The 18,726-nt window shown below is 72.2% G+C and carries 16 protein-coding genes; 4 read left to right on the top strand and 12 right to left on the bottom strand.

Features of this window, described 5'->3' with window-relative positions; genetic code table 11:
• Nucleotides 1-75: 75 nt before the first annotated feature.
• Nucleotides 76-972, top strand: a complete 897-nt coding sequence (locus tag P3X83_RS31445) for a TauD/TfdA family dioxygenase (RefSeq protein WP_277308960.1) — start codon at nucleotides 76-78, stop codon at nucleotides 970-972.
• A gap of 47 nt (nucleotides 973-1,019) precedes the next feature.
• Here the strand turns inward: P3X83_RS31445 and P3X83_RS31440 are convergent, their stop codons facing one another.
• From P3X83_RS31440 to P3X83_RS31430, 3 genes are all read right to left on the bottom strand, one after another.
• Nucleotides 1,020-1,604: a TetR/AcrR family transcriptional regulator gene (locus tag P3X83_RS31440; RefSeq protein ID WP_277308920.1), complete on the bottom strand. Its 585-nt coding sequence runs from the start codon at nucleotides 1,602-1,604 to the stop codon at nucleotides 1,020-1,022.
• 813 nt (nucleotides 1,605-2,417) lie between these two features.
• On the bottom strand, nucleotides 2,418-3,095 hold the full coding sequence (locus tag P3X83_RS31435) for a DUF5709 domain-containing protein (RefSeq protein WP_277308919.1): 678 nt from the start codon (nucleotides 3,093-3,095) through the stop codon (nucleotides 2,418-2,420).
• A gap of 119 nt (nucleotides 3,096-3,214) precedes the next feature.
• Nucleotides 3,215-4,759 carry an MDR family MFS transporter gene (locus P3X83_RS31430; protein ID WP_277308959.1) on the bottom strand — a complete coding sequence of 515 codons (1,545 nt, stop codon included), beginning with the start codon at nucleotides 4,757-4,759 and terminating at the stop codon, nucleotides 3,215-3,217.
• 150 nt (nucleotides 4,760-4,909) lie between these two features.
• Between P3X83_RS31430 and P3X83_RS31425 the strand changes: the two genes are divergently transcribed.
• Nucleotides 4,910-5,458 carry a helix-turn-helix domain containing protein gene (locus P3X83_RS31425; RefSeq protein WP_277308918.1) on the top strand — a complete coding sequence of 183 codons (549 nt, stop codon included), beginning with the start codon at nucleotides 4,910-4,912 and terminating at the stop codon, nucleotides 5,456-5,458.
• A gap of 62 nt (nucleotides 5,459-5,520) precedes the next feature.
• Nucleotides 5,521-5,967 carry an ATP-binding protein gene (locus P3X83_RS31420; RefSeq protein WP_277308917.1) on the top strand — a complete coding sequence of 149 codons (447 nt, stop codon included), beginning with the start codon at nucleotides 5,521-5,523 and terminating at the stop codon, nucleotides 5,965-5,967.
• 2,245 nt (nucleotides 5,968-8,212) lie between these two features.
• Here the strand turns inward: P3X83_RS31420 and P3X83_RS31415 are convergent.
• Entirely contained in the window at nucleotides 8,213-8,968 is a 756-nt protein-coding gene (locus P3X83_RS31415) for a DUF72 domain-containing protein (protein WP_277308916.1), read from the bottom strand.
• 125 nt (nucleotides 8,969-9,093) lie between these two features.
• Here P3X83_RS31415 and P3X83_RS31410 point away from each other — a divergent pair, with 125 nt between their 5' ends.
• Nucleotides 9,094-9,267 carry a hypothetical protein gene (locus P3X83_RS31410; protein WP_277308915.1) on the top strand — a complete coding sequence of 58 codons (174 nt, stop codon included), beginning with the start codon at nucleotides 9,094-9,096 and terminating at the stop codon, nucleotides 9,265-9,267.
• Between the two features lie 17 nt (nucleotides 9,268-9,284).
• Here P3X83_RS31410 and P3X83_RS31405 read toward each other — a convergent pair whose 3' ends face one another.
• The 8 genes from P3X83_RS31405 to P3X83_RS31370 form a co-directional block, all read right to left on the bottom strand.
• Nucleotides 9,285-10,211: a Ppx/GppA phosphatase family protein gene (locus P3X83_RS31405; protein ID WP_277308914.1), complete on the bottom strand. Its 927-nt coding sequence runs from the start codon at nucleotides 10,209-10,211 to the stop codon at nucleotides 9,285-9,287.
• 37 nt (nucleotides 10,212-10,248) lie between these two features.
• Nucleotides 10,249-10,764: a redox-sensitive transcriptional activator SoxR gene (soxR, locus tag P3X83_RS31400; RefSeq protein WP_277308913.1), complete on the bottom strand. Its 516-nt coding sequence runs from the start codon at nucleotides 10,762-10,764 to the stop codon at nucleotides 10,249-10,251.
• Between the two features lie 56 nt (nucleotides 10,765-10,820).
• On the bottom strand, nucleotides 10,821-12,470 hold the full coding sequence (gene pgm / locus P3X83_RS31395) for a phosphoglucomutase (alpha-D-glucose-1,6-bisphosphate-dependent) (protein ID WP_277308912.1): 1,650 nt from the start codon (nucleotides 12,468-12,470) through the stop codon (nucleotides 10,821-10,823).
• A 63-nt stretch (nucleotides 12,471-12,533) separates the two neighbouring features.
• On the bottom strand, nucleotides 12,534-13,079 hold the full coding sequence (locus P3X83_RS31390) for an NUDIX hydrolase (protein ID WP_277308911.1): 546 nt from the start codon (nucleotides 13,077-13,079) through the stop codon (nucleotides 12,534-12,536).
• An 11-nt stretch (nucleotides 13,080-13,090) separates the two neighbouring features.
• The gene (ligD, locus tag P3X83_RS31385) at nucleotides 13,091-14,281 is read right to left on the bottom strand and encodes a non-homologous end-joining DNA ligase (protein ID WP_277308910.1); all 1,191 of its coding nucleotides are present in this window, start codon (nucleotides 14,279-14,281) and stop codon (nucleotides 13,091-13,093) included.
• A gap of 4 nt (nucleotides 14,282-14,285) precedes the next feature.
• Nucleotides 14,286-15,659, bottom strand: a complete 1,374-nt coding sequence (locus tag P3X83_RS31380; RefSeq protein WP_277308909.1) for a hypothetical protein — start codon at nucleotides 15,657-15,659, stop codon at nucleotides 14,286-14,288.
• Between the two features lie 46 nt (nucleotides 15,660-15,705).
• Nucleotides 15,706-16,209 (bottom strand): anthrone oxygenase family protein, encoded by a 504-nt coding sequence (locus P3X83_RS31375; RefSeq protein ID WP_277308908.1) that lies wholly within the window; start codon nucleotides 16,207-16,209, stop codon nucleotides 15,706-15,708.
• A 114-nt stretch (nucleotides 16,210-16,323) separates the two neighbouring features.
• The gene (locus P3X83_RS31370; protein ID WP_277308907.1) at nucleotides 16,324-18,726 is read right to left on the bottom strand and encodes a GMC family oxidoreductase; all 2,403 of its coding nucleotides are present in this window, start codon (nucleotides 18,724-18,726) and stop codon (nucleotides 16,324-16,326) included.

The following is an 18,726-nucleotide window of genomic DNA, read 5'->3' as shown; positions in this document are numbered from 1 at the left end:
ACTTAATTGACAATCCGTGAGGGCGCGCCTACCTTGCTCCCATGACCACGCGGACAGCAACGCTCGCAGGAACGACTGCAGCCCGCCTCTCCGTCAAACGGGCGGATCGGTGCGGAGATCTCGGGCGTCCGCCTCTCGGGGAACCTGCCGGAGGCGCTCGTGCAAGAGATACGGGTGGCGCTGCTGCGCCACAAGGTGATCTTCTTCCACGGCCAGGACCACCTGGACGAGGAGGGACAAGTGGCCTTCGCCCGGTTGCTCGGCGAACCGACCACGGCCCACCCCACGGTCCCCTCCCTCGACGGCAACGCTCACATACTCGACCTGGACTACCGGGGCGGCCACAAGGTGGACCGCTGGCACACCGACGTCACGTTCGTGGACCGGCCGCCGCTGGCGTCCGTCCTGCGGGCCGTCGAGGTACCGCCCGTCGGCGGCGACACCCTCTGGGCCAACACCGTGGCCGCCTACCGGCATCTGCCCGCCGAGCTGCGCGACCTCGCCGACCGCCTGCGCGCCGTGCACACCAACGAGTACGACTACGTCCGCGTGACCACCTCCGACGACCCCGAGCGCACCCGCAGGTACGCCGAGGTCTTCTCCTCCACCGTCTTCGAGACCGAGCACCCGGTCGTGCGCGTGCACCCCGAGACCGGCGAGCGGGCCATCCTGCTCGGCGACTTCGCCAAGCGCCTGGTCGGCCTGTCGGGCCACACCTCCACCGCGATCATCAAGCTGCTGCAGGAGCAGGTCACCCAGGTGGAGAACACCGTCCGCTGGCGGTGGTCCCCCGGCGACGTGGCGATCTGGGACAACCGCGCCACCCAGCACCGGGTGGTGCACGACTTCGGCGAGCGTCCCCGCCGCCTGCACCGGGTGACGGTCGCGGGCGACGTGCCGGTCGGCGTGGACGGCCGCGGCAGCCGGGTGATCAGAGGCGACGCGACGGGTTACACCACCAGCGCCGCCTGACCCGGCCTGACCTGCATGACCGGAGCGGAGGACCGGGCGGCCCGGCGTCAGGTGGCCGTGGCGGAGGAGATCACCGCGACGGCGGCCGAGGCGAGGCCGTCCACCACCTCGACGCGATCGGCCTGGGGGTGGTCGAGCCACCAGTCGCCGGTCGCCTGGACCATCCCGACGAGTGCGTGGCCGAGGACCTGGGCGCGGACCGGGTCGGCGGCGAGGCCCTCGTGGGCCAGGAGGTGGCCCAGCTCCTCGCCCAGCCCGCGCACCACGGCGACCATGCGCGAGCGGGTGCGGGTGTCCTCCGCGCCCGCGCGGTAGAACAGGAACCGGTACAGCTCGTGGTCGGCGGAGATCATGTCGAGGTAGGCGTAGATCGTGCGCCGCGCCCGCTCGCCCGCCGGCACGCCCTGCGCGGCGAACTCCTGGCGCAGCCGCGAGACGACAGCGCGCACGTGCCGGTCGGCGAGCGCCTGGTAGAGCCCGCTCTTGTCGCCGAAGTGCCGGTAGAGGATCGGCTTGGTGATGCCCGCCTCGGCCGCGATGACGGCCATGGAGACCTCCGGCCCCTCCCTGCGGATCACCCTGTCGGCCGCGTCGAGCAGTGCCCTTCGCCGCTCGTCGTCGCGTCCGCTCACCGCCCCTCCTTCAGCCCGGACCGTATCACCGGCGGAAGGCCCGTCCGCTGTGGCATTCCACCCGCGTCCACGGTAAAGCCCATCACCGAACCGACGCGAGCCGTTTCACTGCGTAGCGGATGGGGTTGGGATTCGAGGTGCCGAATCCCGTTCCCTTTCCCCGGGGGATCCGTGTCCCATTCCTCCTCGCCCACTGGGGGGAGAGCTTCCCGAGAAGGTCGGCGCCTTCGTTGGGCGCCGTGCCCAGCTCGCCGACGTCGAGCGGCACCTCGCCGAGTCCCGGCTGGTCACGCTGACCGGCGTGGGCGGGGTGGGCGGGGTGGGCAAGTCGCGGCTCGCCCTGCGTGTCGCCGACCGGACGCGCGACCGCTTCCCGCACGGCGTCTGGCTGACCGACCTCTCCCCGCTCACCGATCCCGCGCTGCTGCCGTCGCTGGTGGCGGGCACCGTCCGCGCCAAGGACCAGTCCGCGCGCCCGATCGTCGAGTCGCTGTGCGAGCATCTGGCCGACGCCTGCGCCGACCTGGTCAGGGCCGTCCAGCCGAGCACGGCGCGCACCAAGGCGCTGTGGGTGTGCGGCTGGATCGCCGCCGTGCAGGGCGACCTCGCGCACGCCGCCGCCAGGGCCGAGCACTGTCGGCGCGACGCCACCAATCAGCGCAACGCCTCCGCCGTCGCCTACGCCACCCAGGTCGCCGGGGCGGCGGCGTTCTTCGGGGACGACTCGGCCACCGCGCTCACCCTGTTCACCGGTTACCACCGGGCCAAGGGCGAGCTCAACCCCGGCCTGCTGCTCGGGCTGCCGCCGGGCGCCTATTCTTCCTCGATGTGCATGGCGGCCTCCTCGGCGGAGAAGCCGCCGGAGTCCGGTCCGACCTCCCTGGCGATCTCTTCGGCCTCGGTGTCGGCGCGCACTCCCTCGTCGGGCTCCACGAGCCTGCCCGCCGGGCGCGGCGCTTCCTCCACCCCCGACGGCTCCTCCGGGTGGGCGGGCCAGCCGGGATCCACGTCGGGGCCGGGTTCGTAGTTGGTGTCCAGGTCCGACCCGACGCCGAGCCCGCCGGTCTCGCTGAGGCCGTCGTCGGTCATCCCCGGCGGGCGTACGACGGGGTCGTCCCAGTCGGGGTCGGGCGGCGGCTCCGCGTCGGGGTTCGCGTCCGGCGGCAGGTCGTCGGGAGGCGCGATGTCGTCGGCCTCCATCTCGCGTTCCTCCACGGTGCCGCCCTCCGGTTCCAAGCCGCCGGGCGGTCGCCCGAAGACGGGTTCCGGTTCGGGCACCTCACGTCTCAGGCGTCCGTCGAGCGACTCGCCGCGCACCTGTTCCTCACGCGTGGTGCCGAAGTCGTCAACGGCCTGCGGCCGTTCGCCCGGCAGCGCGAACTCCTGCGGATCCACCGCCCAGCGGGCCTCCGGGTAGCCGCCTTCGAGATCCGGGATGCCCTCGTCCTCCGCGGGCGAACGCGGGTCGGGCTCGGGTACGTTCTCGGTCACGGCGACCTCCCATGATGTTCTTCCCCTCATTCGGGTGCTGCCCCTGAACCGTGGGGCGTAACGGGAGGGAGAGCCGGTCCGGGAGGCCACCCGCGAGTCGGCTCGGCGTTCGCCCGCCGTCAGCTCATCGCCGGTTCCGCGTCGACGGGCTCGGCGGCGCCGCGCAGCGGGACCTCCTTGATGAAGACCGCCAGCACCGGGACCAGCACCGCGAACAGGATGGCCCACCAGAACACGCTGGAGATGGCGGCGGCGAGCGATTCGAGGAAGCCGAGCCGTACCGGCGCCGGGAGCCCGGCCAGGGCGGACGGCGTGATCTGGCCGCCCTGCGCGGCCAGCCGCTCGGCGGAGGGGCCGAGACGGTCGGTCAGGCCGGCCACGAGCTGGTTGCTGAAGACGGCGCCGAACAGCGAGACGCCGAACGATCCGCCGATCGACCGGAAGAAGGTGGCGGCGCTGCTGGCGACGCCCAGATCCCGCTGCTCGACGCTGTTCTGCGCGATCAGCATCGTGGTCTGCATCAGGAAGCCCATGCCGGTGCCGAGGACGGCGATGTACAGGCCCGTCCGCCAGGTCGGGGTGTCCACGCCCTGTGTGGACAGCAGTGCCATGCCCGCCGTCATCACCACGCCGCCGAGGACAGGGTAGATCTTGTACTTGCCGTTCTTGGTGATGGCCCGACCGATGATGAGCGACACCACCATGGCGGCGGCCATCATGGGCAGCAGGAGCAGCCCGGAGTTGGTGGCCGAGGCCCCCTGCACGGTCTGCTGGTAGAGCGGCAGGAAGGTGATGGCGCCGAACATCGCGAACCCGAGCAGGAAGCCGACGGCCGAGATCAGCGAGAAGTTGCGGATCCTGAACAGGCCGAGCGGCATGATCGGCTCGGCGGCGCGCCGCTCCACCGGGACGAAGGCCACCAGCGAGACCACCGCGAGCAAGGCCAGGCCGATGATCTGCGGGGAGGCCCACTCGTACTGGCTGCCGCCCCAGGTGGTGATCAGGACCAGCGCGGTGATGCCGATCGACAGCAGGATCGCCCCCAGCCAGTCGATGCGGTGCTCGGTGCGGCGCTTCGGCAGTTTCAGCCGCAGGGCCAGCACGATCAGCGCGAGCCCGCCGAGCGGCAGGTTGACGTAGAAGGCCCAGCGCCAGTTGGCATGGTCGGTGATGAACCCGCCGACCAGGGGCCCGCCGATCATGGCCAGCGACATCACGCCCGCGATGACGCCCTGGTACTGCCCGCGCTCACGGGGCGGGACGAGGTCGCCGATGATGGCCATCGCGTTGACCATCAGCCCGCCCGCGCCCAGGCCCTGCAGCGCGCGGAAGGCGATGAGCTGCGCCATGCCGCCTCCGGCGCCGCCGAAGATCGGCGCGCCCGCCATGCCGCACAGCGCGGAGCCGACCATGAACAGCACGATCGACGCCATGAAGACCGATTTCCGGCCGTACAGGTCGCCGACCTTCCCCCAGATCGGGGTGGAGACGGTCGCGCCGAGCACATAGGCGGTGACCACCCACGATAAGTGGTCGAGCCCGCCCAGCTCGCCCACGATGCGTGGCATGGCCGTGCCGACGACCATGTTGTCGAGCATCGCCAGCACGATGGCCAGCATCAGTCCAGGCAGAACGACCATCACCTCGCGGCGCCGTCCTGGCACAACGTCCGTCTGCTGGGTTGCCTTCAACGAACGCCCCCTTATCCGTCGCGATCTTGCTTACTTGCCGACCGGCTAGCATCGGGTACAATCCAGGACATTAGGCTGCGTACTTACCGGCCGTCAAGTTAATTAGGAGGTAAAGACCGCGTTATGAGGGATAGTGCCGACACCCGCACCAGAATCCAGCATGTCGCGCTGACGCTCTTCAACGAGAAGGGCTACGAGGCGACGTCGCTCCGCGAGATCGCCGAGAAGCTCGGCGTGACCAAGGCCGCCCTCTACTATCACTTCAAGTCGAAGGACGAGATCGTCTCCAGCCTCGCGGAGAGCCGCCTCACGCGGCTGAGCGAGCTGCTGGACTGGGCGCGGACGCAGCCGCTCACGGCGGAGACCCGGCAGGAGATCATCCGCCGCTACTCCGACCACCTGCACGACACCCGCCATGCCGACATCACCCGCTTCTTCGAGCGCAACCAGACGGCGATGCGCGACCACCCCACCATGCACACGCACCGCGAGGCGATGCTCGAAGTGGTCGCCTTGCTCTACGCCGCGGACGACACCCCGGCCACCCGCCTCAAGCGCTCGCTCGCGCTGTTCGCGCTGCACGCCGCGCTGATGCTGCCGCTGGGCGACCTAGACGACGAAGAGCGCAGGGCGGCCGCTCTGGAGGTGGCGATGGACCTGCTGAGCGACTGAGCCCTGCCGGGACGTGTGGGAGCCGCGAGGTTTACCCGAGGGGGTGCGGGCAGTTCGAATACATGGAAGCGAGGATCGCACTCCGCCTACCGAGGGACGCGTCGAGCGTCCCTTTCATCAGGCAACTGGTGGACGCGGCCCTGCGGACCCTCGGGGTCGTACCGCCGATTCGCGACGACATCCGGATCATCCTTTCGGAGGCGTGCTCCAACGTGATCCGGCACGCGGCCCCCAGCGAGGAGTACACCGTAAGCGCCGCCCTGGACGAGGACCACTGCGTCATCAAGATCGTGGACCACGGCACCGGCTTCGATCCGAACACCGTCGACCGCAGCCCCGCGAACGGCATCTCAGAGAACGGCCGGGGCCTGCAGATCATGCGGGCCCTGGCCGACGACGTGCACATCACCACTTTCGAGGAAGGGTCGGAGGTCAGCGTTGAGAAAGCCCTGCGTTACGTCGAGGACGCCCCCGGCCGGACCCTGCAGCACTCCCTGAGCCACCACTGACCCGCCCACCCCCATGCCCGGCGTCTCCGGCGTGATCCCCTTCACCCGAATCGCCTGAATCACGGTCATGATCGTGGCCCTGGCCGCCGTCGCGGGCCCCCGCTGAGGCGTCACCACGCCCGGCGCCCTCCGGGGCTCCCCCACGGTCGGCCTGGTCGGCGTCGCCCACCGGGGCCACGCTCTCCGAGCCCTGCTCGGCCTCCGGGGACGTCCGGGGGCGGCCCGCCGTCCCGGACGCCCGCCCACGCGCCGCACTCCCCCCGCTCCGCCGACGCCCTTGCACAGGCCCCCCGGCAACGTCCACAACGCCCCCTGACGAGCCCCCCTCGTCATCGCCATCGCCCCCAGCGCCCCTACGCGCCCGAGCAGGCCCCTTCTCCCCGGCACCCGAGCCCGGACGGCCAGCGGCAGAATCCCCGCGCACCACGGTCTCCCCGGCCTGACCGCTCTGATCGAGTGCGACCGCATCGGATTCTCCCGAGGCAGCCGCAGGCCGTCCCTCATCGGGGCCGCCGGCAGCAGCCACGGCTCGCCCGTTCCGACGGGGCCGAGCGGGCTTCGCGGGCGCGTCGGCGTCCGGCGACGCCATGGCGGTTTCGCCGGTACGGCGTCCGCTCGCTCGGCGAGTCCGCGCGGGGCTTTCGGCCGTGTCGGCGGCCTTGGCGGCCTCGGGTCGCTTTGCCGTCCTGGCCCGCCGCGCGGGCGCTGCGGGTTCGCGAGATTCCCCCGTTTCGGACGGGCTCTCGCCGGACGGCTGCGGCGCGGCATCCTCGGCTACCGGGATCGGGATCGATGCCACACCCACGCCGTCGCCGACAGAGACGCGCATCGCCACGGCGGCACGACGCGGCTTCCGTGGTGCCGGATGGGCCTTTCCGGGCTCGGCATTCTGGGACGCGACCGGTGCCACTGCGGCGGGATTCGCCTCGCTCGGGGGCGAGTCCTGCGCCGCCGAGCCGGGGTCCTCGTCGTCCGGCGCGGTCCGCCTGGTCCGTACGGCCTGGCGGGTGCCACGCGCGGACCGGGCCGGCTCACCTTCGCCGCCAGTGGCACGGGTACGGCGTGCGCCCTGCTGCCCGGCACCCGCCGGAGTACGACCAGTGGTGGCCGTCTTCCTCGGCGCGGCCTTACGCGGCGGGCTCTTCCGGGGCCGCCGTTCCTCGTCAGCGCCCTCCCTGGGATCGTTCCCACCTGGGACCGCCGCGTCCTCGACCGGCACGGGGCGAGGAATCGGGCCCCCAGGCGCGGGAATCCGGAACACGCGGGTGGCGTTCGGATCCTCCGCCTCGGGCGCCTCGGAGGGGACATCGTCACGCGCGTCACTGAGCACAATCGGCGCGAACACCACGGTATCCGTCATATCCGGAGAATCACCCGGTCGCGCCTCCTGAGCCGAAACACCCCCACGGGCGATCGACCCAGCAGCAGGGGCGGCCTGCACGGCCTCCCGGCTGGACTCACCTGTGAGCTCCGATGCGGCGGCAGATCCCACCGCCTCTTCCGCCTCGCGATCCATGTCGCCCTCGGTGCCTGCGGGGAGGGAGGCAGGGTGCGGTGAAGCGGACGCTGCCACGGGCTGCGGGGCCCCCGCCGTCCTGGTTTCAGATGAGCCGACGGGTATGGACGGCATGGCGGAATCCGCCGTCGTTTCCGCGGCTGCGACCTCGGGGGTGGACGCGGGCTTCACTGTCGCCGTCGGCTCGTCGGTGCGGGTGGCCGCCGACGGGGCGGCATGCGCTTCCTGCGGGATGCGGAGGGAGCGGAGGGACTCGTGGTCGAGGTGGATGGACGGGGCGCTCTGGAGGACGGGGAAGCGCAGGCGGCCGTCGTCGGTCGAGGACTCCTCGGACGTGGCCGGGTGCGAGGCGGGGGCAAGGGTCCGGGGGGAGCGGCCGAAGCGTTTGGGGCGGAGGAGGCCAGGGTTCTCCAGGCCGCCGGTGGTCTTGGCGAGCAGGCCGAGTACCGCCAGGGTGATCACGGAGATGATCACCATGGCGACCGGGATCAGCGCCAGCACCAGGGCCAACGAGATGGCTATCCCCACCAATTGCCACATCATCGTCGACACCCTCCCTCGCCCGCTCGAACGACGATGTTGCCCGTTTTAGCCACCATTACACGGCACAAACACATTATTGAGTGTTACAAGCACCTAACCAGGCACCCCCCGCTCGATACGTATAATCCCAGCTCACGCGGCCCGCATGGCAAAGTCCACCTCATCCATACCCCTGCCTGTGCCCGGTCATCCGAGGATGTGTCCCTCTCTCCGGGCAAGGCGCGCAAAACGGTTCGCGTCTCGGACGGCGGCGCCGCCGGGGTCGTTGTTGAAGTAGACGTAGACGATGGCCTCATCGTTCCACGTCTCACCCAGTCGCCGGACCCATGCGGCGAGGGCCGCGTCGCCGTACGACGGCCATGGGTTCGCGGCCCCCTCGTGCAGGCGCAGATAGCCCCAGGGCGCGGTGCGCCACAGCGGGATGATCGGGCGGCTGGCACGGTCGGCCCAGCACAGGGCGGCGCCATGCGCGGCGAGGGCGTCGCGGACCCGTTCGGCGTGCTCCTCCTCCCACCACGACTCGTGGCGCGGCTCGACCGCCACCCGCACGCTAGGCGGGAAGCACTCCAGGCACTCGGCGAGGAGGGCGGTGTCGCGGCGCAGCGTGGGCGGGAGCTGGAGCAGGACGGGGCCGAGCCGGTCACCGAGGCCCGAGGCGGCGCGCATCAGGCGTTCCACCGGCTCGCGCGGCTCCTTGAGCCGCTTGACGTGGGTCAGGTACCGGCTGGCCTTGACGGCCATCACGAACCCCTCGGGAGTGCGCTCGCGCCAGGCGGCGAAGGTGTGCTCCTCGGGGAGGCGGTAGAACGCGTTGTTGTTCTCCACGGTGTCGAACGACTCGGCGTATCTCTCCAGCCAGAGCCGCTGGGGCAGGTCCACCGGGTACAGCACGCCGCGCCAGTCGGCGTACTGCCAGCCGGAGGTCCCCAGGTAGATGCGCACGCCCCTCCCCTACCCCGCACCCGGAGTTCACGCCGTCACCCGCCGCCCCAGGGTTACCCTGACTTGTCCCTGACTTCGGCCCGCGACGCCCGCACAGATCGGGCAAGCCGCCTACCGTGGGATCCATGGGACGAATTTTGCTGGGCATAGCGGTGGTCATCGTCGGTTTCATTCTGCTGGGCTGGGTGATCGGACTTCTCGGCACACTGCTGAAGTGGGCCCTCATCATCGGCGTGATCGCCGTCGTCGCCGGGGTGGTGATGCGCCTCGTGCGGGCCAACCGCGGCAGCGACGCCTGACCGGGGCCGTCGATGGCTCAGGGCATCACGTCGAGCCGTCGCAGGATCACGCCCTCGCGCAACGCCCACGGGCAGACGTCGAGCTCGGCGAGCTCGAACAGGTCCAGCACGGCGTCGGCGACGATCGCCCCCGCGGCGAGTTGCGGGGCTCGCCCCTCCGACACACCGGGCAGCCGGGCGCGTTCGGCGGCGGGCATCTCGCCCAGCCGTCCGGCCAGCTCGGGCAGGGCCGCGCGCGGCAGCGCGCGCCTGGCGTAGAGGCCCTCGCCGGAGTCGGCGGCCCCGGCGATCCTGGCGAGCTGGCGGAACGTCTTGGACGTGGCCACCGCGCGGTCGGGCCCGCCGTACCTGATCACGTCGCCCACCGATCGGGCGATCTCCGCGCGCACGTGCTTGCGCAGCTTGCGGATCTCATCCGAGGACGGCGGGTCGGCCGGCAGCCAGTCGCGCGTCAGCCGCCCGGCCCCCAGCGGCAGCGAGACCGCCACGTCGGGCTCCTCGTCGATGCCCGAGGCGATCTCCAGCGAGCCGCCGCCGATGTCGAAGACGAGCAGCCGCCCCGAGGACCATCCGAACCAGCGGCGCACCGCGAGGAAGGTCAGGCGGGCCTCGTCCTCGCCGGTCAGCACCTGGACCGAGACCCCGGTGCGATCCTTGATCGCCGCGAGGACCTCCTCGCCGTTCACCGCCTCGCGGACCGCGGAGGTCGCGAAGGCCATGAAGTCCTCGACCCCCTTGTCCTCGGCGACCTGGCGGGCCTCCTCGACGAAGTCGCCGAGGCGGTCGGCCCCGCTCTGCGAGAGCCGTCCGCCCTTCTCCAGGTGCTCGGCCAGGCGGAGTTCGAGCTTGTGGGAGAAGGCGGGCAGCGGTTTGGCGCCTCGGTGCGCGTCCACGACGAGCAGGTGCACGGTGTTGGAGCCGATGTCGAGGACTCCGAGTCTCATGAGGCGCGTCCGCCGATCGTCCGTTCGCGCGGTGCCGTCACGACGCCTCGCCGGCGCAGGCGGCCGTGGCCTGGCACACCTGCGGCGAGCGGGCGGGCTTCGCGGACAGCAGGCGGCGCGGGCCCGGTCCCTCGTCGCCGAGGCGGTCGTGCGGGTTGGCCAGCAGGCAGCGGTCGAGCGACAGGCAGCCGCAGCCGATGCAGTCGGTGAGGTCGTCGCGCAGTTGCAGCAGCCGCTCGATCCGGCCGTCCAGCTCGGCCCGCCAGGTCTCCGACAGTTTCGCCCAGTCTTCCCTGGTCGGCGTCCGGCCGGCGGGCAACTGGTCGAGCGCGTCCTTGATCTCGGTGAGCGGGATGCCGACCCGCTGCGACAGCCGGATGAACGACACCCGGCGCAGGGTGTCGCGGGAGTAGCGGCGCTGGTTGCCCGCCGTGCGACGGCTCTCGATCAGCCCTTTGGCCTCGTAGAAGTGCAGCGTGGACACGGCCACGCCGGTACGCTCGGCGAGCTGACCCACGGCTAGTTCACGTACGTTGAGTGGTACCTGTGCCACGAACTCACCATATCTGGCTTACCGTATCCGCCCATAACGCCGGTGTACCCGGAAGATCAGCCGCCCAGCGTCGTGGTGACGAGCGCGCGCGCCTCCTCCTGCACCCGCGCCAGGTGCTCGGGTCCCTTGAAGGACTCGGCGTAGATCTTGTAGACGTCCTCGGTGCCGGAGGGCCGGGCGGCGAACCAGGCGCTGCCGGTGACCACCTTGACCCCGCCGATGGAGGCGCCGTTGCCGGGCGCCGCGGTGAGCACGTCGGTGACCGGCTCGCCCGCGAGGGTGGTCGCGGTCACGTCGTCGGCCGAGAGCGCGCCGAGCCTGGCCTTCTCCTCGCGGGTGGCGGGGGCGTCGATGCGGGCATAGGCCGGGTCGCCGAACCGGGCGGTCAGCTCGCCGTACAGCTCGCTCGGGGTGCGTCCGGTGACGGCGGTGATCTCGGCGGCCAGCAGGGCCAGCGTGAGGCCGTCCTTGTCGGTGGTCCACACCGAGCCGTCCCTGCGCAGGAACGAGGCCCCGGCGCTCTCCTCGCCGCCGAAGCCCAGGGAGCCGTCGAGCAGCCCGGGGACGAACCACTTGAACCCGACGGGGACCTCGACCAGGCGCCGCCCGAGGTCGCCGGCCACCCGGTCGATCATGCCGCTGCTCACCAGCGTCTTGCCCACGCCCGCCGCGCCGGGCCAGCCGGGGCGGTTGCGGTAGAGGTAGGAGATCGCGACGGCCAGGTAGTGGTTGGGGTTCATCAGCCCGCCATCGGGGGTGACGATGCCGTGCCGGTCGGCGTCGGCGTCGTTGCCGGTGGAGATCTGGTAGGCGTCGCGGTTCGCGATCAGCGAGGCCATCGCGTACGGCGAGCTGCAGTCCATCCGGATCTTGCCGTCCCAGTCGAGCGTCATGAACCGCCAGGTGGGATCGACGTCGGGGTTGACCACGGTGAGGTCGAGCCGGTGCCGGTCGGCGATCTCGCCCCAGTACTCCACGCTCGCCCCGCCCAGCGGGTCGGCCCCGACGCGCACCCCGGCTCCCCTGATCGCGTCGAGGTCGAGCACGGACGGCAGGTCGTCCACGTAGGCGGCCAGGAAGTCGTAGCGGCCGGTCGTGTCGGCGGCGAGGGCCCGCTCGTAGGGGATCCGGCGGACCTCCTTCAGCCCGCCCGCGATCAGCGCGTTGGCGCGGTCCTGGATCCAGGAGGTGGCCTCGGACCCGGCGGGGCCGCCGCTCGGCGGGTTGTACTTGAAGCCGCCGTCGGAGGGCGGGTTGTGCGAGGGGGTGACCACGACGCCGTCGGCCCTGCCGGGGCCGCCGTCGCCGAGGCCGCGGTTGTGCGTGAGGATGGCGTGGGAGACGGCGGGCGTCGGCGTGTAGCCGTCCCTGGCGTCCATCAGCACGCGCACGCCGTTCGCCGCGAAGACCTCCACCGCCGACACGCGGGCGGGCTCGGACAGGGCGTGGCTGTCGATGCCCAGGAACAGCGGGCCCTCGACGCCCTGGCTCGCCCGGTATTCGCAGATGGCCTGGCTGGTGGCCAGGATGTGGTCCTCGTTGAAGGCGGTGGCGAGGGAGGAGCCGCGATGCCCCGACGTGCCGAACGCCACGCGCTGCCCGGGCGCCCCGGGATCGGGGTGGCGCGCGTAGTAGGCCGTCACCAGCCGGGCCACGTCCACGAGATCGGCCGGCGCGGCCGGTTCACCCGCGCGTTCGTGCACCATGTCGACAACTCCCTGGGTCGCGGATGGGGATGTCTGGCTCCTATTACCCACCGCCGGGCGAACTCACCCGGCGGCCCTCTCGTGCAGCGACAGCAGCGCGTACGCGGCCACCGAGCACCCGTCGCGGATCTCGCCGCCGCGGACCATCTCCTCGAAACGGGCACGCTTGACGTGGCGCTGGATCATGTCCTGCTCCTCGCGCTCACGTCGCGGCGGGCCCGGGGTCAGGCCGGTGGCCAGATAGACGTGGAAGCGCTGGGCCAGCGTGCCGTGGGCGTTGTCCAGGACGCCGAGCAGGAGCAGCTTCTCGGCCCGCAGCCCGGTCTCCTCGGCCAGCTCGGTCGCCGCCATCGCCTCGGGCCCGGCTCCGGCCACGGTGCCCTGCGGGAAGCCCCACTCGCGCCGCCCCACGGGATAGCGGTATTCCTCCACCAGGTGGAATCCGTCATCGTCCATCGGGATGACCAGTGCGAAGTCGGGTTTGTCCACCACGCCGTAGATGCCACGGGATCCGTCGGGACGCTCGACGCCGTCCTCCCGCACGCTCATCCAGGCGTTCGCGTACACGACCTTGGATGACACCTGCCTGACGATCCCGTCTGGGGTCATGACGGTGGATACTACCCGTCGCCCTCGCGCTGGCGGGCCCAGGGGTCGTAGTCGACCTCCAGCGGCTCCTGGCCGGGCCGCTCGGGCTCGGGGACGTCGGTCAGGTTGACGCGGATCCGGTACCAGACGGAGCTACGGCCGCGCATGCCGTCCACCAGTACGTCGGCCGGGCGCAGCCGGGCCGCCACCTCCGGATGGCGGGCCTTCCAGCGTTCGAATCCGGCCATCGCCTCGTCCCTGGTGCGGGCCCTGGCGATCTCGATGACCGGGATCTCGCCCTTCTGCGACGGGTGCGGCGGCAGCGACTCGGCGAAGTCCAGCAGCGCGGCGAGCGACCCGGCCGTGCCGCCGATGCCCGCCCACGGGTCGCCGATCTCGGCGACCCTCGCCGGGACGGTGGCCAGCGTGAACTCCTCGGGCCTGCGTTCGCGGACCTCGTCCCAGGCGAGCGGGGTGGAGACCCGCGCGTCGGGGGTGGGGCGCACGGAGTAGGCGGAGGCCACGGTGCGGTCGCGGGCGTTCTGGTTGTAGTCCACGAAGACGCCGTGGCGCTCCTCCTTCCACCAGCGGCTGGTGGCCAGGCCGGGGGCGCGGTTCTCCACCTCGCGGGCGACGGCCTCCGCCGCCTGGCGGACCTGCGGGAAGGTCCAGCGCGGCTCGACCCGGGCGTAGACGTGGAAGCCCCGCGAGCCGGAGGTCTTGGGCCAGGCGGTCAGCCCGAAGTCCTCAAGCACCTCCTTGGCGACCAGCGCGACGTCCACGATCTGCGGCCACTCCACCCCGGGGACGGGGTCAAGGTCGATCCGCAGCTCGTCCGGGTGGTCGAGGTCGCCGGCCCGTACCGGGTGCGGGTTGAGGTCCACGCACCCCAGGTTGACGATCCAGGCGAGCTGGGCGGCGTCGCGCACCACGACCTCGTCGGCGGTACGGCCGGACGGGTAGCGCAGCCCGGCGACCTCGATCCAGTCCGGGCGCTTGTCCGGGGCGCGCTTCTGGAAGAACGCCTCGGCCCCGATGCCGCGCACGAACCGCTTGAGGATCATCGGCCGGCCGTCCACGCCGCGCAGTGCGCCCTCGGCGACGTCGAGGTAGTAGCGGACGAGGTCGAGCTTGGTGTGGCCGGGGCCGGGGAACACGATCTTGTCCGGGCTGGTGATCCGCACCTGCCGCCCGGCGACCTCCACTACCAGTGCGTTTGCCATGAGGTCACGATACGTCCGGCCTGCCCGCCTCGACCGGCAGCAGCGCCGCCACCGGCTCGCCCCTGGCGATCGCCTCCGCCACGAAGACGACATCGGCCCGCGCGCCGTCCCAGCCCACCAGGACCCGCTGGCGCAGCGGGTCCTCGTAGGCGTAGCCGGCGTCGCGCAGGATCCGGTGGATCGCCGGGACCAGCGCGCACACGGCCGGGGCGGCGTGCGGGCACTGGTACTCGCACGGCGCCTGCCCGGCCGCCCACCCGGCGGCGACGGTCTCGGCCACCCGGCGTGGGGGCGCGTCGCCCGGCATCCCGAGCAGCGTCCGGACCTCGCCGAGGCGGCCGTCCAGATGCGCGTCCCACACCCGTTCCGGGACGCCGCGCAGCGACCCGGCGTTGGCCAGGTCCCGGCCCGCCGACAGCCACCAGCGCAGGTGGTGGCGGGCGAACCTGGCCTCGACGGAGCCCGGCAGGCCGTCGCGCAGGCCCGGCAGGCCCCGCTCGCCGGGCGCGGGCGGTCCGGGCAGCGCGGACAGGTCGAGGCCCAGGGCGCGCAGCCGGGCCGCGCCGACCTGATCGGCGGCGATGCGGGCGCGCATCCGGAGCCAGCCGCGCTCGGCCAGGAAGTCGTTGCGGATCTTCCAGCGCCAGCCCGCGTACAGGTCGAGGGGGAAGCCGTCCAGGGCGGTGGCGGCGGGCGTGCCGTACCGGTCGGTGAACCACAGGAACGTGTTGGTCAGCACCTGGGCGCGCACCAGCGTCAGCGCCGCCGTCTCGCGGCCCACGACCCTGGCGCACGCGGCGTCGGCACGTTCCAGGAGCGCGAGCGCCAGGGCCGACGCGCGGGCGGGCGGACCAGGGTGGGTCACCCACAGGGTGTACACGGCGTCGGCCAGCCGGGAGCGGCGCTCGCGCAGCAGCGCCAGCTCGCGCGCCACCATGGAGCGCAGCTCCACCGGGCTCATCTCGGTGAGGTACGGCAGGCCGATCCACAGCTCGCCGCGCAGCGGCCCCGTACGGACGGCCTTGGCGTCGGCCTCGGCCGTCGCCAGGACACGGCGCGGGGCGCGCACCCCCACCTCCGCCGCGACCTCGCGCACCAGCGCGTACAGCTCGGCGTGCTCGGGCCCGAGCGGATGCAGGTGCTCGGGGGGCCGGTGGGCCAGCGCGAAGGCCAGCCCCGCCAGCGAACCGACGAGCGCCGCGCAGGCCAGCTCGCCTGCGGTGACCGGCGACCGGAACCACAGGACGGCGGCGGCCGCGGCGACGGCCGACGCCGCGATGGCGCCCTCGACGGCCCGGAACAGCGGCCCCGCCCACGGCGGGAACAACAGGCGCGGGGAACGCCCGAGCACCAGCCAGAACGCCCGCGGCCGTGACAAGCCCCCCGGCAGACCGCCCAAATCGCCCCCTCCCCCGGGAAGAACGCTAGCCGACCGCCGCGCCCCACAGGTACAGGCCCACCCCGGCCGCCAGCAGGCTGAGCGCGCACGCCACGGCCCGCAACGTGTTCCAGCGGGTCCAGCGCGGGGAGTAGCCCGCCCACAGGGCGGCGGCGGCCTCGGCCTCGCCGGGGACCTCCGCCCTGGCCAGCGCCTCGTTCATCGGCACGTTGATCGCCACCGTCGGCAGGAACGCGCCGGCCGCGTAGATCCCGGCGGCCACGAAGAAGGCGACGGCGGGGTCGGTACGGCCGAGCCCCAGCAGCAGCACGCCCGTCACCACCGCGACGATCGGCGTGCCCACGAACGTGCTCAGGAAGAGCGGGTTGAGGATCCTGCGGTTGACGCTGCGCATCGCCCTCGCCGCCTCCCGCGCGTCGATGTCGTCGAGCCCGCGCATCACGGACACCGAGAAGGCGTAGAAGACCCCCGTCATCGCGCCTGCCATCACGAGGGTGACGTACGCGAGCAGTGCCGTCAAGATCGCCATTGCGCCTCCCTGGGTGGGTTTCGTCCGGTGCGAACGTACCGGGAAACCGGGGGCCGATACATCGGCCCCCGGTACCTGGTGAACTCCACTCCCGGACTTCCCGGCATCCCCCCGTCAGCCGGGTCCGTACACGTCCCAGAGGTTGCCCGCGAAGAACCTGGCGAAGCGGTCGAGAGCGGCCGCGCCGCCGGGCCCCTCGGTCCGGAACGACGTGAGCTGGCGGATGAAGTCGCCCAGCTCGATGTGGAGCGTCCCCGCGCCGGCGATCGTCGCGGAGTCGTCGAGACCATCGGCGACGTGACCTTCCAGCAGCCGGAAGTACAGCGTCGTGGTCGCCGGCCAGATGTCGGTCGGCGGGCCGTGGAACACGTTCTTCCAGCCGATGAGGGTGCGGGGCCGGTCCCTGTCGTCGGTGAAGTACAGCCGGTAGCGCATCAGCCGCCGGTCCGGCGCGCCACCGGGCGCGAACAGGTTGAACCAGCCCCGCTCGACCAGACGCCGGCCCCCGCAAGCGGCGGCGTCTATCCATCCCTCTGCCTCGGCCAGATGCTCCTGGTCGTCCAGGAAGGCGTCCACGTCGTCGATGGTGATCGTGAGCCGGAAGGCGAAGCGGTCGCCCGGCACGCCGGGGTTGCGCACGCCCTCACGGTAGAAGCCCTTCATGTCCTCGGTGAACGACAGCGACGTGCGATCCTCACGGTTCGCCTGGCCCGCACCGCCGGCGGTGCCGGTCAGATCGCACGCCGCGCCGTTCCCACCCCCTGCCGCCATGCCGGCGCTCACCGGTCCTCCCCCTGGCGGCGTGCTCGTGGCCGTCCCTTCCAGCCCTTCCAGCAGGCGTGTGCACATGCGATCGGCCATCGCGGCGATCGTGAGGGACGGGTTGGTGCCCACCGGGCCCGGCATCGCCGCTCCGTCGGCGATGTAAAGCCCGGGAAAGCCGAATACCTCTCCATAGGAGTCACAGACCCCTTCGCCGGGGTGGCGGCCCATCGGGGCGCCGCCGACCGGGTGAACGGTGACGATCCGCTTACGGAACCAGACCGGATTGTCGGCGTACTCGGCTCCGAGCACGTCGGCGATCCGCTGCATGGTCTTGCGGACCCTTTCGAAGTACGCCTCGCTGGTGGCGGTGGTCCACGTGGCGTCGAGCCGCCCGCCGTCGAGGTGCAGGACACCGTCGGGGACGTCGCGGCCCATGCCGAGCAGGGGCAGCGAGCTGACCGACAGCGCGCCGGAACCGACCAGCTCCGAGAGTTCCGCCGACAGGTTGGTGTCGGGGGCCTGGTCGAAGAAGGCCAGGAAACGCTCGTAGAGGAACCTGGCCGCCCGCGCGATGACGTCGGACAGGTCGGCCTCCTCGAGCATCCAGTCCACGAAGCCCGGGTAGCCGCCGTCCTCGATGTAGGCGCCGCGGCCGGAGCCGGGCACGCCGTCCAGGTCGTCGGGCAGGCGGATGGCGCTGGTGATGACGGGGCCCCTGCTGGCGTCCAGGGGCCGGATCCGGCCGCGGTCGGTGGCCCGCAGCAGGAACGTGAGCAGGTCGCCGTTGCCGCAGAAGCGGGTGCCGATGGCGTCGCTGAGGCCGGGGAGGTCGGCGCGGGCGCGCAGCAGCAACAGCGCGGTGCCGTACGTGCCGGCGCCCAGCACCAGCCGGTCGCAGGTCATCGTGGTGACCGGGCGGGTACGGCGCGGCGCGCGGTCCGGATCGTCGGTGTCGGGTGAGTGGACGAGGTAGTCCACCTCGTACCCGCCGCCCGGCCTCGGCCGGATCGCCCGCACCTCGTGCAGCACGCGCAGGTCGGCGCCGTGGTGGGCGGCGGCGGCCAGATAGTTGTGGTCCAGGGTGTTCTTCGCGCCGTCGTTGCAGCCGATGTCGCACTCGCCGCACAGCCGGCAGGTCCTGCGCATCGTCGTCTTGTGCAGACTCGGGTAGGGGCCGGGCCGGATGGGCAGCCCGATCCCCGGCTCCGCGCCGGGCGCGGGCGCGAAGCTCACGCCCAGCGGCGCGAGCCGCCAGTCCAGGCCCAGTTCGGCGGAGGCGTCCTGCATCGCGCGGGTCTTCTCCGCGACCGTGAACGCCGGATGGCGCAGCGGGTACGGCGAGACGCCGATCATCTTCTCCACGGCGTCGTAGTGCGGGTCGAGGTCGGCGCGGGTGAGCGGCCAGTTCTCGTACCCGCCGCCGGGAAGCGGCTCGTCCTTGACGAACCACTCCTCGTCCTTGCGCAGCAGCACGTTGGCGTAGATCAGCGAGCCGCCGCCGAGCCCGCTGGCGACGACCGAGTCGAAGCCGCGGAACCCCCACACGTCGAACATGCCGTACAGGCCCTCGCCCGGATCCCAGAAGGCCCTGCTCATCTGGGCCGGGGTGCGCGCGAAGCCGCCCGGCTCATAGGCGCGGCCCCGCTCCAGCACGACCACGGACTGCCCGGCCTCGGCGAGCCGGTAGGCCGCCACCGCGCCCCCGAACCCGGAGCCGACCACGATCGCATCGACGTGCTCGTACCGCGACAT

Origin of the sequence: Spongiactinospora sp. TRM90649 (assembly GCF_029382225.1) — a bacterium.
GTDB lineage: Bacteria > Actinomycetota > Actinomycetes > Streptosporangiales > Streptosporangiaceae > Spongiactinospora.
The sequence above is the reverse complement of the archived record's forward strand: the minus strand, read 5'-3'. Positions and strand labels throughout refer to the sequence as shown.